Annotated in this window: 14 protein-coding genes; 3 read left to right on the top strand and 11 right to left on the bottom strand. The window is 65.5% G+C overall.

Features of this window, described 5'->3' with window-relative positions; translation table 11 throughout:
- Window positions 1-206: 206 nt before the first annotated feature.
- From ABZW16_RS17440 to ABZW16_RS17410, 7 genes are all read right to left on the bottom strand, one after another.
- Complete coding sequence (locus ABZW16_RS17440) at window positions 207-308, bottom strand: AURKAIP1/COX24 domain-containing protein (protein WP_003402602.1); 102 nt, start codon at window positions 306-308, stop codon at window positions 207-209.
- A gap of 169 nt (window positions 309-477) precedes the next feature.
- Window positions 478-666 (bottom strand): helix-turn-helix domain-containing protein, encoded by a 189-nt coding sequence (locus ABZW16_RS17435; RefSeq protein WP_040696222.1) that lies wholly within the window; start codon window positions 664-666, stop codon window positions 478-480.
- A gap of 378 nt (window positions 667-1,044) precedes the next feature.
- Window positions 1,045-1,884: a pyrroline-5-carboxylate reductase gene (gene proC / locus ABZW16_RS17430; RefSeq protein WP_354956917.1), complete on the bottom strand. Its 840-nt coding sequence runs from the start codon at window positions 1,882-1,884 to the stop codon at window positions 1,045-1,047.
- A gap of 72 nt (window positions 1,885-1,956) precedes the next feature.
- A complete protein-coding gene (locus ABZW16_RS17425) occupies window positions 1,957-2,877 on the bottom strand; it encodes a thioesterase family protein (RefSeq protein ID WP_354956916.1) in 921 nt (306 codons plus the stop codon).
- Between the two features lie 145 nt (window positions 2,878-3,022).
- The gene (locus ABZW16_RS17420) at window positions 3,023-3,931 is read right to left on the bottom strand and encodes a sugar phosphate isomerase/epimerase (protein WP_354956921.1); all 909 of its coding nucleotides are present in this window, start codon (window positions 3,929-3,931) and stop codon (window positions 3,023-3,025) included.
- A gap of 85 nt (window positions 3,932-4,016) precedes the next feature.
- Complete coding sequence (locus ABZW16_RS17415; RefSeq protein WP_354956915.1) at window positions 4,017-5,750, bottom strand: hypothetical protein; 1,734 nt, start codon at window positions 5,748-5,750, stop codon at window positions 4,017-4,019.
- Complete coding sequence (locus ABZW16_RS17410) at window positions 5,747-6,778, bottom strand: Ppx/GppA phosphatase family protein (RefSeq protein ID WP_354956914.1); 1,032 nt, start codon at window positions 6,776-6,778, stop codon at window positions 5,747-5,749. Before ABZW16_RS17410 ends, ABZW16_RS17415 begins: the two co-directional genes overlap by 4 nt.
- Before the next feature lie 162 nt (window positions 6,779-6,940).
- Here ABZW16_RS17410 and ABZW16_RS17405 point away from each other — a divergent pair, with 162 nt between their 5' ends.
- Window positions 6,941-7,804, top strand: a complete 864-nt coding sequence (locus ABZW16_RS17405; protein WP_354956913.1) for a hypothetical protein — start codon at window positions 6,941-6,943, stop codon at window positions 7,802-7,804.
- Between the two features lie 227 nt (window positions 7,805-8,031).
- Window positions 8,032-8,178, top strand: a complete 147-nt coding sequence (locus ABZW16_RS17400; RefSeq protein WP_354956912.1) for a hypothetical protein — start codon at window positions 8,032-8,034, stop codon at window positions 8,176-8,178.
- Window positions 8,179-8,181: 3 nt separating this feature from the next.
- On the opposite strand, the gene ABZW16_RS17395 is transcribed toward ABZW16_RS17400, so the two are convergent.
- On the bottom strand, window positions 8,182-10,776 hold the full coding sequence (locus ABZW16_RS17395; RefSeq protein ID WP_354956911.1) for a LuxR C-terminal-related transcriptional regulator: 2,595 nt from the start codon (window positions 10,774-10,776) through the stop codon (window positions 8,182-8,184).
- A 460-nt stretch (window positions 10,777-11,236) separates the two neighbouring features.
- Complete coding sequence (locus ABZW16_RS17390) at window positions 11,237-11,560, bottom strand: hypothetical protein (RefSeq protein ID WP_354956910.1); 324 nt, start codon at window positions 11,558-11,560, stop codon at window positions 11,237-11,239.
- Window positions 11,561-12,418: 858 nt separating this feature from the next.
- Here ABZW16_RS17390 and ABZW16_RS17385 point away from each other — a divergent pair.
- Window positions 12,419-12,751 (top strand): hypothetical protein, encoded by a 333-nt coding sequence (locus tag ABZW16_RS17385; RefSeq protein WP_354956909.1) that lies wholly within the window; start codon window positions 12,419-12,421, stop codon window positions 12,749-12,751.
- Window positions 12,752-12,898: 147 nt separating this feature from the next.
- Here the strand turns inward: ABZW16_RS17385 and ABZW16_RS17380 are convergent, their stop codons facing one another.
- Both ABZW16_RS17380 and ABZW16_RS17375 read right to left on the bottom strand, forming a co-directional pair.
- Window positions 12,899-13,588, bottom strand: a complete 690-nt coding sequence (locus ABZW16_RS17380; protein ID WP_040696229.1) for a response regulator transcription factor — start codon at window positions 13,586-13,588, stop codon at window positions 12,899-12,901.
- A complete protein-coding gene (locus tag ABZW16_RS17375) occupies window positions 13,585-14,820 on the bottom strand; it encodes an ATP-binding protein (RefSeq protein ID WP_354956908.1) in 1,236 nt (411 codons plus the stop codon). Before ABZW16_RS17375 ends, ABZW16_RS17380 begins: the two co-directional genes overlap by 4 nt.
- Window positions 14,821-14,823: the final 3 nt, after the last annotated feature.

Here is a 14,823-nt window from a genome sequence, read left to right as displayed (position 1 = left end):
GGACATATCGACGGTGGCCTTCAGGTTGTCGTCACGATCGAGCCGGGATTATTAACCAGGTTCTAACGATGACTTCAGTCACCCGAAACACGAGCAACTTTCAAAACTCGCTGTTTCAAAAAGAAAAGCCCGCCACCAATCGGTGACGGGCCTCCCAGCTAACGCGCTGACCGTTTCGAGCGACCTGCAAGCAGTCGCTACGCTTCTTACTTGCCGAGTTTGCGCCGCTGAACACGCGTGCGGCGAAGCAGCTTGCGGTGCTTCTTCTTCGACATGCGCTTGCGGCGCTTCTTGATCACAGAACCCATAGGGTTGTCCTCGCGTTCTCTCTACTCGGCGCGCACGCCAATCACGTACGCCTGTTTCAGCGTCCGCGCCGCCAGCAGGCACCGGACACCACAAAGCGGTGCCGCCAGGCAGGCGCACACGAACCGAGGGTTCATCCTACCGGGACACCGACAAGCGGATGAAATCGCCTCATCCAGCGTCGAAGTAGGACGTCTCCAGGTAGTCGTGGACCGCTTTGGCATGCACCCGGAACGAGCGACCGACCCGCACGGCAGGCAACTCACCCGAGTGCACCAGCCGATAGACGGTCATCTTGGATACCCGCATGAGATTCGCCACCTCGGCGACGGTGAGGAACTGTGTACCACCGCCGAGCACCGATTGCGTCGGAGACGCCGAGCCGCCTTGCGTCCGGGAACCGGCCCGGCCGCCCGATGGTCCTGAGCTACCTGGCGACGTCCCTGAGCTATTTGCAGACATCTTGTTAGACATCATTGCACCACTGACCTCCGGCACGTCCGCGCCGCCAGCTTCCCCACCGGCGGAACAGACACGCACGTGCTCCTTGAAGCTTAGCGGGACCAGTGGGATTACTGCGACGGGTGTGAGAAATCAGGTTTACATGCAGGGAACCGACCGGTCACCATGAATATGCGCTGAGTTTGATTTCGGTCACCCCGTACTACCCCCCTACGGGCAGGCTACCGCCTCCGGGCCGGTCGCGCGCCGTGTCGGCACTCCCGGGGCCCTGCGTGGTCACGCTGCGCTACCGCCGCCCGGCCCATCGCCCGCGCCCTGCTCCGCCGACCTGCGCTTGGCAGCATGCAATGCCTCGAGAAAGGCCGAGCGCACCCCGCCCCGCTCCAATTCACGCACCGCGGCGGCGGTGGTGCCCGCCGGAGAGGTCACGGCGGCGCGTAGCTCGACGGCAGTCTGCCCGGACTCCTCGAGCAGCGCGGCCGAGCCGATCATCGTCTGCACCACAAGCTGGGTGGCGACATCGCGGGCCAGGCCGAGTCCGACACCGGCATCGATCATGGCCTCGACCACCAGGAAGAAGTACGCGGGTCCGGAGCCCGATACCGCGGTCACCGCATCCATCTGCGCCTCGGTCACGGTGGCCACCTTGCCGACCGCGGCGAGCAGTTCGGTCACCTGGGCCAGCTGTTCGGAGCGGGCGTAGCGGCCCGGTGCGAGCACACTCATGCCCTCGCCGACCAGCATCGGGGTATTCGACATCACCCGCACCACCGGAAATCCGGCGGGCAGTTTGTTCTCCAGGCGCGTCGTCGGCACACCCGCGGCCAGCGACACCAGGATCTGATCCCGGTCGCTGTCGAGTTCGGCCTTGGCCAACTGGGTAAGGACGGTATCCACATCACCCGGCTTGACCGCGATGACCAGGACATCCGCACCGACGATCGCGTCGGCGATCGAATCGGTCACCCGTACACCGAGCCGGTCGCCGATCAGTTCGGCGCGATCCGGATGCGTCTCCACCACGACCAGATCCCTGGCCGCCCGTCCCGATTCCAGCAACCCGGCGATCAACGCCTCCCCGATGCGACCGCCACCGATCACCGCAACTCTCGTCATAGGACTAGAGGCTAATCGCGCGGCAATATCGCCTCGGCGCTGGGGAACCGGTGCCGGTGCGGAAAACCCGTGCTACCGCTGCTGCGGCACCAGCGCGAGCTGGCGACTCTGCGCCACGACCGCACCGGTGGAGTCCAGGACCAGCTGGTCCTCGTCGAACATGCGGCCGCCGACCTCTTGACTGGTCGCGATGATTCGCAGCCAGCCCGGCGCAGGCCGACGGCGCAGGTAGGTGGTCATCTGCACCGTCGGGGCCCAGCCGAAGTGGCCCAGGTTGACCGGAACCGGCGGGCTCATATCGGCGGACATCATGGCGAAGTACATGGCGACATCGAGGTCCTGCTGATCGCCGTCGAAGGGACGCATCCAAAGACGCAGGCGCGGTTCACCCTTCTCGCCGTCGAGGAACGGTGCCCAGGAACGGTCGAGGTACAGGTCGGCACCCTGGGCGACATGGACGAGCTTGCCCATCGACGAGCCCTGGTACCCGATCGCATCGGCGGGCGGTTCGACCGGCATATCGCCGTGCTGCCGCGCGAAGACCGGCTCGACGTCATCGAGGTGGCCGAAGGTGAAGGCGGTGCGCACCAGCTTGCGTCCCTGCTGGATCAGGTTCACATCGACCAGGCAGATCTGTCGACCCACCTTGCTGATGTGCACCTCGTATTCCACCTCACCCGGTTCGGGGGCACCGAGGAAATCGGAGCTCGCCGAGATGGGGGCCATTGCCACCAGGGCCGGATCGGAGGCGCGCAGCCAGCGGGTCGCCGCAGCGGCGCTGGTCGCGACCATGGTGCCACCGTGCACCTTCGGGCCGATGGTCCAGATTTTATCGATGAAGCCGAGGTAGCGGCCGGTTTCGGGAGTTGCCGCCAGCAGTTCGGTCAGGGTGACCACCCGGCTGAAAGGTGCATTGCTGGCGACTGCTTGCGGGTCGCTGGAAGCGACACCGCTAGCGGCGGTTCGCTCGAGATCGGCGGTCAGCTCCGGCATCGTCACTCCTATCGTCGGTCGGCCGCAAAAGCGGCTCGCGGCGTTCGTACAGCGTAAACGAGGCGGATCACGGTTCGAATTCCCCTCTGCCGGGAGATCGGTGCAAGATCACACCTCGGTGCCGGATCCGCAGCTCTGTGTCGGATCAAACGCGGTTCGCGTGCCTCGGCGCTGGCGCGGGGGCGTTGAGGTGCTGTCTGGCGAAGGCCAGCGTGCGGTGCAGCATGCCAGCGCGGTCCGGTGTGGTGCGGGCGTTCTGGGTGTTGATCTCGGCGATCGCGTGCCCGGCGAAACCGGATCGGATCAAGGTCGCGCACAGCTCGGCGCACGGCTGGGTGCCCTCGCCCGGTACCAGATGTTCGTCGTGCGCCGCGCCGCGGCCGTCGGCGAGATGCAGGTGGGCCAGGCCGTGACCCATCCGCGCGGCCAGCGCCAGCGGGTCGGCGCCCGCGGTCGCGGTATGCGAAAGGTCGAGGGTGTAGTGCCGGAATCCGGTATCGGTCGGATCGTAGGAGGGGCTGAACGCGGTCACCCCGGGTCCGGGCCCGCCGCGGCGCTCCAGCCGCTTCGCCGAACCGGCGCCGCGACCGAAGAGGGTGTCCGCGCGCATCGGGAACATATTCTCCACCGCGATGATGACGTGGCTGTGTTCCTCCAACTCCGCGACCTGGTCGGCGAAGCCCTGCGCATAGCGGCGCTGCCAGCGGAACGGCGGATGTACCACCACGGTGCCGGCGCCGAGCGCCTCGGCGGTGCGCACGCTGCGCTCGAGTTTGGCCACCGGATCCGAACCCCATACCCGCTGGGAGATCAGCAGGCACGGTGCGTGGATGGCCAGGACCGGTATGTCGTATTTGCGGGAGTAGGCCTGGACTGTGGCGATGCTCTGACTGGCCGGTTCGGCCCAGACCATCAATTCGATTCCGTCGTAACCGATTTCGGCCGCATACCGGAAGGCTGCCTCGGTGTTCTGCGGATACACCGAGGCCGTCGAGAGGCCGACGAGGATCTGCTGTCCACCGGGCCCGCCGAGCGGGTGGGGTTCGGTATGCACGTCATGATCCGGCGCGGGCCCCCGCTCCGCGCTGTCCGCCCTGATGTCGTTCGCCTGCCCGATGTTCCCCACAGCTGCTCCCTGCTCAGTTCGTACTGAGAAGAAAGGCTAGCGGTCCCAACGTGACAAAGATGCCTACGACGACGGCGATCACCGTACTGAGAATGTCATCGGTGCGCCGCAATATTCGCACCAATGCCACCAGCCCGAGGATCACGATCATCGCCAGGCACAGCGCCACCCAGGGAAGCATTTCCCACATCCGCTCGAAGCCCTTGAACAGCAACATTCCGGCGACGGCCGCGCCCGTGCTCTGACCGCCGAGAATCATCCACTGGCGTCGATTGGCGTCGTACTCCGCCTTCCGTCCTCGGCGTGAGCGGCGCGGGAACGATGCGGCACGCGAATGTTCCGAATCCGAGTCAACGTCGTAATCGTCGTCGTAATCGTCGTCGTAATCGGCGTCGTGATCGTCGAGGGCATCGCCTGTCGAGAACGGTTCGTACACATCGGTTCGACCGTCATATCCATCGGCCAGATCGGTAGGTGCCGGACCCGCGTCACGTTTCGATCGGCCACGCCGGCCGCGCCCGTTCGCACGCTCGGCATCGGCGCGCTCGGCCCGTTCGACACCGTCGCGCAGCAGGTCGCCCGCCACGGTCTGGCCGGAGACGAGCTGTTGATCCTGACTGGCCAGTGACCACGCAGCGGTGGGGATGCCACCGGATTCGGGCGCGCTGTTGTTGGGTGGCACATGTCTTCGCGCCGACCACGCGGGCAGACCGCCGTCGGCCGGTCCGCGCGAACCGTCGCGGCGTGCGGATCTTCGCTGCTCGGATTCGGGATCGACCCCGCGATTCGCGGCTCGGTCGGGAGCCTGCGATCTCGATGGACCGTCCGGCAGCGGCAGCGGCGCCGACTCGGGCGCGAAGCCATTGGTGGACGGTGACCACGCGGTCGAAGGTCCGACTTCCGCCTCGGCCTCGGCCTCCGCGGCGCGCCGCCGGGCGGCTCGGCCACCGGTTCGCGATCCGTTCTGCTGCGGGGCGGGTGCGGCATCCGCACGGTGGCCGGTGCTGCGGCCTATATCGTGCAGCGGCCGGACCTCGGTGGTCTCCTCCACCGGTTCCGCGTGCCGGTGGCGACGACCGGTGCGTCCGGAGCCCGCAGCGGATGCGCCATCCGACAGCGGCGACGCGTACGGGTCCGGCGCCGGCGCATAGGGATCCGACAGCGGTGCCGACAACGGATCCGCGGGAGCCGAGTGCCGCGATGGCGCCACATCCCGGCTCGGCATTTCCCGCCCCGGCATGACCCGGCTGGACCATCCGGGTTCGGGCAATGGATCGGCGTCCGGAGCGGCATAGGCCGAAAGCGGGTCGTATGTGGTGATAGGCCCCGACATCGGCGAGTAGTTGGGCAGTTCGGGCGCCGGTGGTGCATACGGTTCCGGCGCGGGATACGACGCCGGTTCCGGCGCGGCATACGAAACCGGTTCGGGCGCAGACGTTTCGAACCCGGCGGAGCCGTAGCCGCCGGACTCGAATCCGGAGGACCGGTAGCCGGAAGCGTCATACCCGGTGGGTTCGTACGACGGTGGTTCGTATGCCGGTTCCTCAGCGGCCTCGGGTGCGGCATGCGCCGAATGGCCGCCACCGCCGCCGGCCGGAATGGCCGGGAGGTCACCGGTCAGCTCGGCTACCGAGATGCCGCGGCCACTCCGCCGCCGCCGACCACCGCCACCGGATGAGGCCGCGCCCTGCGCACCGTTGCGTGCCAGCAGCTCGGCAACCGATAGCTGCTTGGAATCCTCACTCATGACGACACCGTTTCGATCGGGCCCGATATACCGCCGCCGGGCACCGGCTTACCACCGGCGTCCACGACGACACCCGGCAATGCCCTGGCCCTCGGTCCACCGTTCATATCGGTATCCAGTTTGCGCAAGATGAGCCCTTCGCGCAGTGCCCAAGGACAAATCTCGAGGGTATCCAGCGATAGTGCCCGCATACTCGCCTCCGCGACCAATGCGCCAGCCACCAATTGCTGTGACCGATCGGAACTTACGCCTTCCAATTCTGCACGGTCCGCCGCCGTCATTCTCGAGATGAAGGCGATCAGTTGGCGCAGACCTGAGCTGGTGAGTGTACGGCGCACCCGCAGCCCGGCCGAAGAGGGTGCCGCTCCGGTGAGCCGGGCGAGGGACCGAAAGGTTTTCGATGTCCCCACCGCGAGATCCGGTTTACCGGACTCCATCAGCTGTTTCGTCGGCGTGACCAGTTCCGCGTCGAGCCAATCGCGCAGCACCGCGACGCGACGCTTACCCGGCGGATCCTCACGCAGCCATTCCCTCGTCAACCGTCCGGCGCCGAGTTGCAGCGAGAGTGCGGCATCGGGTTCCTCGTCACCGCCATTGGTCATTTCCAGTGAGCCGCCGCCGATATCGAGATTCAGGATCCGCCCCGCACTCCAGCCGTACCAGCGGCGCACCGCGAGGAACGTCAGCCGCGCCTCGTCGACACCGGAGAGCACCTGCAGCTCGACACCGGTCTCGGCCCGGACCCCGGCCAGGACTTCGTCGGAGTTCGTCGCCTCGCGCAGCGCGGAGGTAGCGAACGGCATCAACTCGACGCATCTGGATGTCTCGGCGATGCTGGCGAATTCGGCGACCGTCGCGATCAGGCGTTCGGCACCCTGGACGGTGATGCGGCCCTGGCCGTCCATGTTCTCCGATAGCCGTAACGTGGCCTTTGTCGAGCTCATGGGCATCGGGTGACCGCCACGATGGGCGTCCACCACGAGCAGGTGAACGGTATTGCTTCCGACATCGAGAACCCCAAGCCGCACATGAACACGGTACTGGGTGAACCGGCACTTTAGACCAGGCGACTGAGCTGTTAGCGTCCTGAGTGTGACGGTAGGCGCAGCAATGAGTGAGCGCAGCGAGCGAACCAGCAAGCACAGCGCGGCGCCGCGCACGACGGAGCCGAGTGCCAGCGAGGCGCAGTCGTGAGCGGCGCCAAGAGACCCCGACCAGCGGGGAAGATCGATCCGGCACCGGAGGTCGATCTCGACTTTCCCCGGGAATGGATCGAGTTCGTCGATCCAGCAAACGACGAGCATGTGATCGTCGCCGATCTGACGTGGCTGCTGTCGCGTTGGACGTGTGTCTTCGGCACTCCGGCATGCCAGGGAATTCTGAGCGACCGCCCCGATGACGGCTGCTGCTCGCACGGCGCATTCCTCTCCGATAAGGACGATCGCAAGCGCCTGACCAATGCTGTGAAAATGCTCACACCGCAGGACTGGCAGCTGATGGACGAGGCGACCGACGCCGAGGGCAAGATCACCAAGAAGGGCTATCTCGAGCTCGACGAGCTGGAGGACGAGCCTGCACTGCGCACCCGCCGATTCGACGGCGCCTGCATTTTCCTGAACCGGCCCGGCTTCGCGGGCGGCGTCGGCTGCGCACTGCACACCATGGCGCTGCGCAAGGGCATCGAACCGCTCGAGGTGAAGCCGGATGTGTGCTGGCAGCTGCCGATCCGGCGCACCCAGGATTGGGTGGAACGCCCCGACGGGGTGCAGATCCTGAAGACCACCATCACCGAGTACGACCGGCGCGGCTGGGGTCCCGGCGGTGAGGACCTGGATTGGTACTGCTCCGGCTCCCCCGACGCGCATGTCGGAGCCCGTCCGGTGTGGCAGTCCTATGCTCCCGAACTGAAGGAACTGCTCGGCGTACCGGCCTATGAGGAACTGGCCAGGCACTGCAAACGCCGGGAGGGGCTCGGACTCATCGCGATCCACCCGGCGACCGTGCACGCGAATCGGATGAAACCCGAAGCGAACATCACAGACCAGTCAGCGTGACATACGCAATCGCCCGCGAGGCGACAGTTGATTTCGTGCATACATGGGTAACTCCATGTACTCGCATCGAAATAGTGCGCGATGGATGTCGTTGTCAAGAGTTGTCAGCGTTGGGTGTCTTGGTTCCGTGAGCCCTCTGAGCTGCGGATACATTGAAATCCTGCCCCTGTTGTAGTTCGCGCCCTAGCCACCGCGCTCGGGCTCCCCGACGGGTCACATCCCACAGCTTGCACAAACACCTTGGCACCGAGGGCATCTCGGCCGGACTCGGCGTCATCAATGTCGCCGACCAGCTCGGCAACACCTCCCCCGTACTCCGCAAATCGTACGTGCGACGGCACCAGCCACACGCCGACGTGCCCCTTGCACTCTGAGGGTCAGGGGCGTGGACGCGATTGCTTATGTGGTCGCCGGGGTCGGCGCGCGCGTTCAGCCTTCACTCGCTCGATCATGTCCGCAGGAATGAACCGGATGATGTCGTCGCGGGAGGCGACAGCCAATTTCCGGAGAACAGATGATGCTTGTGCGTCGACGGTCCTGGTGGAGGTGCCGCGGCGTGCAGCGATGGCGCTGTTCATCCAACCAGCAGCCGCCAGTATGGCAACTTCTTGTTCGGTTTCAGTGAGGGTTTGCCAATGCGAGGGTGTCGGCGTTACGGCCGAATGCGCCGATAAGATCGCTTCGATGGGCAGTGTCCCCGCCGCCACCTGCAGTACTTCATTGCGTTCGGGATGAAGCTGGGAACCGCGCTTCTGCACTGCGGCGAAGCCTTTGGCGCCGATCAGGTCACTTGCGATCCTGATTGCGCTCTCGGTCTCATCCGAAGCCGGGATGAGCCCGTCATTCTCTACCCCCAGGCGTGCCCGGAGGGTAGCTACCCCGCCGACGATCAGACCGATTTCGCTCGCTAGGGCGGTGAGCCGACGTTTGTCGGTATTGCCCGCCGACGTGAGGTCGGCGATCAGATGCGCTGTACCCCAGACGTACACCGTCGCGGCGAAGATGACACCCCAGTGGTCGCAGACATCGATTTGATATCGGAGTGCTCTGCGCACGAATGGCAGTGCATCGGTGAAGCTTTCGTATTTGATCAGGGCGATCGCCCACACGACCTCAGCCCAGGACTTCGCCCACATCGCCCCGGCCTCGGTGATGTGTTCGAGGTGGCGGTCCGCGATCTCGAGCGCTTCTCGTCGTGACCCCAGGATAACCGCGGCGATTGCTTCGAAGAGTGAGGACAGCGCTTCACCGCCTGCGTCGCTTTGCGCGCGGTATTTCTCGCGGGCACGCGAGAACACAGTTATTGCTTGCGGGTCTGCCTGGACGGTCATCAGTTCCAGGCCCCAAGCGAATTCGACAATGGCCGGCAGACCGAGGTCTGTGTCGGGGTCTCGGCGCCAGCGGCGTCGAGTATCGGGCTCGGGTATGCAGGCGGCGACTGCTTGATCGAGCATGCGTTCGGCCTGATCGCGGCGGCCTTCCCACAGGGCGATCCATGCGATCTGGGCCATCGCAGTGATCTGCAGACCGGTGGGGCGTTTGGTTCGGGGCAGGGTGCGGTGCAATGCGCGTTCGTCCCACCGGCGGGCGGTCGACAGCGAGCCGGCGACGAAAGGTGTGCGCAGCCCGATGAGACCGGTGGCGATTTCGAGGCCGACTTCGGACTCGTCGGGCGCATTCAGGCAAGTCTCGATCGCCAGTTGGATGTTGTCCCATGCTCCACGTGCCCAATCCATCAGCGCCTGCTCGGCTGGACTGCACCAGTGTGTTTGCGCATACGCGATCTTGTCTCGGTAATACTGCTGGTGCCGACGGGCGAGGCGGGCAGGTTCGTCGGTTTCAGCTGTCGACCGGTCGACAAGGCGCTCCCTGGCGAACATGCGCAGGCTCTCCAGTAGTGAGTACCGCACCGACGCTGCCGTGATGTGCGCTGACACCAGCGACCGCGCCACCAGTCGGTCCAGCAGTCCGCGTATCTCCCCCCGTTCCAGGCAGACATCGCAGCCGGGGGTGTCGTCGGAGCAGACCGTTTCGATCGCTTCCAAGTCGGCCCCGACGGCTGTCGCCGCGGTGTCCGCAGTGTCCAGGGTCGGATCGTAGCCTGGGGCGAATACCGAAAGCCGGTCGAAGAGCAGTTTCTCCTTCTCGGAGCACAGCTCGTAGGACCAGCCGATGACGTCGCTGATGGTGCGGTGATGTTTGTCTATACCCACCCGCGGACCGTGCGCCCAATGTATGCGCGTGTCGTCGGCGTCGCCGCTCAGCTGGTGCAAGATCATCGGCAACGGCTCATAAAACATCCGCGCTGCCGCGAGCCGGATGTACAGGGGGTTTCCGTGCAAGTGCCGGCATATCCGGCGGACCACTTCCAGTTGTGCGGGCCCGGTGATCGAGTGGCCGGTCATCTCTGCTCGCTGCTGAAACAGCTCCAGCGAATGGTCGGTCGACAGTGGACTCACTTCGACCAAATACTCATCGATCCAGCCGATCTGTTCCCGACTCGTGGCCACGATGGTCAACCCGGGTGCTTCGTCCAGCAACCTGGCGATCACAGGCCCGACACCTGCCAACACATGCTCACAGTTGTCCAGCACCAGCACCGACTGGAGGTCGCGGCCCGCCCCGTCGCGGATAGTCAGCGCAGCCAGCACCCCGTCCCACTCCGAGGGCCCTCCGAAACCGGCGGACAGCACCGCCCCGGCGACAGCTTCTGCCACTGCCGCCGCCTCCGAATCTCGCGCTAGCCGCGCCAACCGCACCCAGAAAACCGGCGCGCGCCGAGCACGGCGCAAACGGCGTACCGCCTCTTCGGCGAGAGTCGTTTTGCCGATTCCTCCCAAACCGGTCAGCGTCACCAACCGAGCGGGCCCGAGCAGCAAACCGCCGATCCGGTCCAACTCACGCTCACGGCCGACGAAACCGATCGCCGGCGCTGGCAGGCCAGCCGAACCATCTCGATATCCTGCTGGCATATCCCCAAATTTAGCCCGGTTGCCACTCGATTACCACGATGCAATCCCCGGACCAGGGACCCGGGTCTGTCCGCGATCTTCTGGGCTGGATCGGCGGCTCAGAGGTTTGCTGCCGGGATATCGGGTCGATATCGGCAGCGGATGCGATGCCGAGGGCATGGCATAGGAAGGCCGCCAAGACCGACCGGCGAGTCGGCGTCGGGCAGCCAGGCCAGGGCCGCGGTGGTCGCTTCGACATCCGGGACCCTAAGGCAAAGCGGGCTGCGTGGCACCTGACCTGCCGCGGACTCGGAAGCAGCGCCGTCGCGCGGTGTGTGGCGACGAGGTGGGTGAGCCGGCCGGTGTCGCGGACGCGGAATCGGTTATCCGTGCCTGGTCCGGGGCTGTTTCCGGCCAGCAGGCGATCGGTTCCCCAGCACCCGCCGATCGAGTTTCGAGGCAGCCGACCCGGAACTAGTCGTTACCCGACTTCGTGGACGATGGCCTCGGCGCGCACTTGCAGGACTGCCTGCAGGACCATCCGGGACACCGACATGTTCGACATGTGCCCTTGCAGTGTGATCACCGCGTGCGCCGCGGCGCGGCGGCATTCCTGGAGCAGATCGACGAACGCTGGCGGAAGCATTGCGGTCTCCGGCAGCGGTTCGTGGAACACGGTACCCAGCTCGTAGCCGAGCGAGCGGGCAGCGGCCCGCAACGTGTCTTCACCCGAATCGCCGTCGCGATCACCGATCAAGTCATCACGTAAGTACCCGTAGGCAAGAGGTAATAGTGCAGTCGTCATAGAAGTCAGTTCCGCTTCTACCGACTACCGCAGACAACCACCTGCGCCAGCCGGATGGGTATGTTCGCCGCAGCTCGCTCGCAAAGCCGAGCCCGGCACTCGTGCCACTCGTATCCAGTTGATGACCGCGACCCCACTGAGCTTCGTTGCCCGACTCGGCTCCACGTCGTTGTGTACCGCAGGGGTCGCGATCGTCGCGCATGGGCATCAACCGCGCGGTGGAACGCTCCACTCGGACGCCCATGCCCGCCGACACCTCTTACCGTCGTCGCATAGGTGAACAGCGCGCATCGGCAAGGAACGAGTTTCTCCAGACCACTACCTAGGTACGGTCGGATCGCCATCACGTGACGGAGGTTTCTTCACCGCCGCTGACATATCACCTCGGCGTGGCAGTGCGCTGGGATGAGACCGGGGTCCCGGAATGTGAAGTTTGGACACTGGTCGAAACGCCGCAGGCTCAGTCGTGGTGAAGCGATCGGTCGGTACTGGGCCTGCGGTGTTTGCTCGAGCACCGGACCGGTAGGGCCTCCATATATGCCCTCCTCGCTGGCCCCGTCCAACCAGGCGAAACCAAAACACATCGCGTCATTCAGCACCCGCCCACGAACACGTCGGCCGGATTCTTGACGAGTAGATGGCAAATGGCCGCCGGATATGCGTTTAGGGGGCACATGGGTAACTCGTCGGGCACGCCCAGCGACCGGTCACGCACCCGACCGGATGCCCGCGACGTGATCTCGCGGCACCGACGACCGGCAAAAGATTCGGGGAGGCGGATGAGCGTGAGGTTTGCATAGCGGGCGATTCACCTACCCGCCATGCGAGCTTTACCCGGATGGGGTTGGATGTGCGGTCATGTTGAAGAAAGCACTCGCCCTGACCACCATCGCGCTCGGTGCCACCGTCGCGCTGACCGGGGCCGCACACGCGGAACCCAATGGTGACCCGGCCAAATACGCCGATTTCACCGCCGACTTCCTGCCCGCCAACACCCCCGAGGCGATCAACGCCCAGGCGAATGGCAAGAACCTGATCATGAGCCCGTATGGCATCAGCCGCACCATCGCCTGCCGCGGCACCAGCGCGGCCGATGTCTACGACTGCATGCAGGAAGACGATCTCGGCTGGATCACCCTGCGCAAGAACGACCTCCCCGGCCTCGGCCCCACCTGGGTTTACCTGCCCTGATTTCCCCCTGACGTAGCGTGCAGCCGAGGTTGTCGGGGCCTCGGCGGCTGCGCCCGTCATCAATTCGCGGTAATTCGCCGCCGTACGCCATGCGCCACCGCTGCGCGGCGGACGATCCGTACGGCTGGCACGCCTCGCTGGCGCCGATCAGGCCTCGAGCTTGTAACCGAGGCCGCGCACCGTCACCAAATGCTCCGGCTTGGCCGGATCGCCCTCGATCTTCGAGCGCAGCCGCTTGACGTGGACGTCGAGGGTCTTGGTGTCACCGACATAATCGGCACCCCAGACCCGATCGATCAGCTGGCCGCGGGTCAGCACCCGGCCGGAGTTGCGCAGCAGGTACTCGAGCAGATCGAATTCCTTGAGCGGCAGGGTCACCTGCCTGCCGTTGACATGCACGGTGTGGCGGTCGACATCCATCCGCACCGGTCCGGCCTCGAGCACACCGCTCTCATTGCCACCGTCCAGTTCATCGCCAGCGCCACGGCGCAGCACCGCCCGAATGCGGGCGATCAGTTCGCGTGCGGAGTACGGCTTGGTGACGTAGTCGTCGGCGCCGAGTTCCAGACCGACCACCTTATCGATCTCGCTGTCACGCGCGGTCACCATGATCACCGGGACACCACTGCGAGTACGCAACTGTTTGCACACATCGGTGCCACTCATACCGGGCAGCATCAGGTCGAGCAGCACGATATCGGCACCGGAGCGGTCGAATTCGGCGAGCGCGGATGGTCCGTCACCGACCACGGTGACCTCGAAGCCCTCCTTGCGCAGCAGGAACGCAAGCGGATCGGCCAGCGACTCCTCATCTTCGACGATCAGAACACTCGTCATCTGCGTGCCTCCACACCATTTGGTCTACCCGGCCCCGTGGGGCGCGGGTGTATTTCTCTCATGCTCACCACGGCGCCGTCGACCTCTTCCTCGCCGCCGGATTCGTGGTGGGCAGGTATTCGCAGGGTGAACGTCGACCCGGTGCCCAGCTTGCTCCACAGGGTGATTTCACCGTTGTGGTTGGCTGCCACGTGTTTGACGATAGCCAGGCCGAGCCCGGTACCGCCGGTGGCGCGCGAGCGTGCCTTATCGGATCGGAAGAAGCGTTCGAACACCCGCTCCTGGTCTTCCTTGGCGATGCCGATACCACGATCGGTCACCGCCATCGCGACGTGATCGCCGCGCAGTGAGCGGCTCACCGAGACATGGGAGCCGGTCGGCGAGTACGCGATGGCGTTCTCCACCAGATTGGACAGCGCAGTAACGAGCAGCGTTTCGTCGCCGAGCACCTCGAGTCCGCTCGGGCGATCGGTGCTGACGGTGATGCCAGCGGCCTCGGCGGCGGTGCGGGAGCGGTCGACCGCCTGCATCACCACCGTGTCGACGTCCACCACCTCGAGTTCGGGCAGCTTTTCCGCACCCTGCAGCCGCGATAGCGCAATCAACTCGGTGACCATCTTGCCCAGGCGCCGGGATTCGCCGAGTACCCGCTGACCGAAGTGCCGGACCGCCTCGGGATCCTCCGCCGATTCCAGCATGGCCTCGGCCAGCAGGCTCATCGCGCCGACGGGGGTTTTGAGTTCGTGACTGACATTGGCGACGAAGTCCCGACGGGTGGCCTCCATCCGCGCCTGCTCGGAATCGTCGTCGGCGAACAGCACGGTGAAGCTGGTTTCTTCGCGCGATAGCTGCCTGGCCACTCCGCGCACGGCGATCCGGCTGCGGCCGGGCATCGGATTTTTGGCGGTGAGATCGAATTCGGCGGACTCGCCGGTAGCGAGCACCTTCTCGACCGCCGCCCAGGCACGCTCGTCGAGCAGCCGATTGCGAACCAGGCCCAGCTCCTCTGCGCGCGGGTTGACCAGCACCACATCGCGGTACTCGTCGACGACGGCGATACCGCTCTCGGACGCGAGCACGATCAGGTCGAGGACCTGGGACATGGTGAGGCCGGAATCTGCCTGCCTGCGGGCGGCCTGCCTGGCGTTCATGAACGGGATAAGTAGCCCGCCGACTGCCAGGCCGACGACAGCCGCGAGGACTGCCAGAAGGACGGCCTGGGGAACACTCACCCT

Origin of the sequence: Nocardia sp. NPDC004604 (assembly GCF_040609795.1) — a bacterium.
GTDB lineage: Bacteria > Actinomycetota > Actinomycetes > Mycobacteriales > Mycobacteriaceae > Nocardia.
The sequence above is the reverse complement of the archived record's forward strand: the minus strand, read 5'-3'. Positions and strand labels throughout refer to the sequence as shown.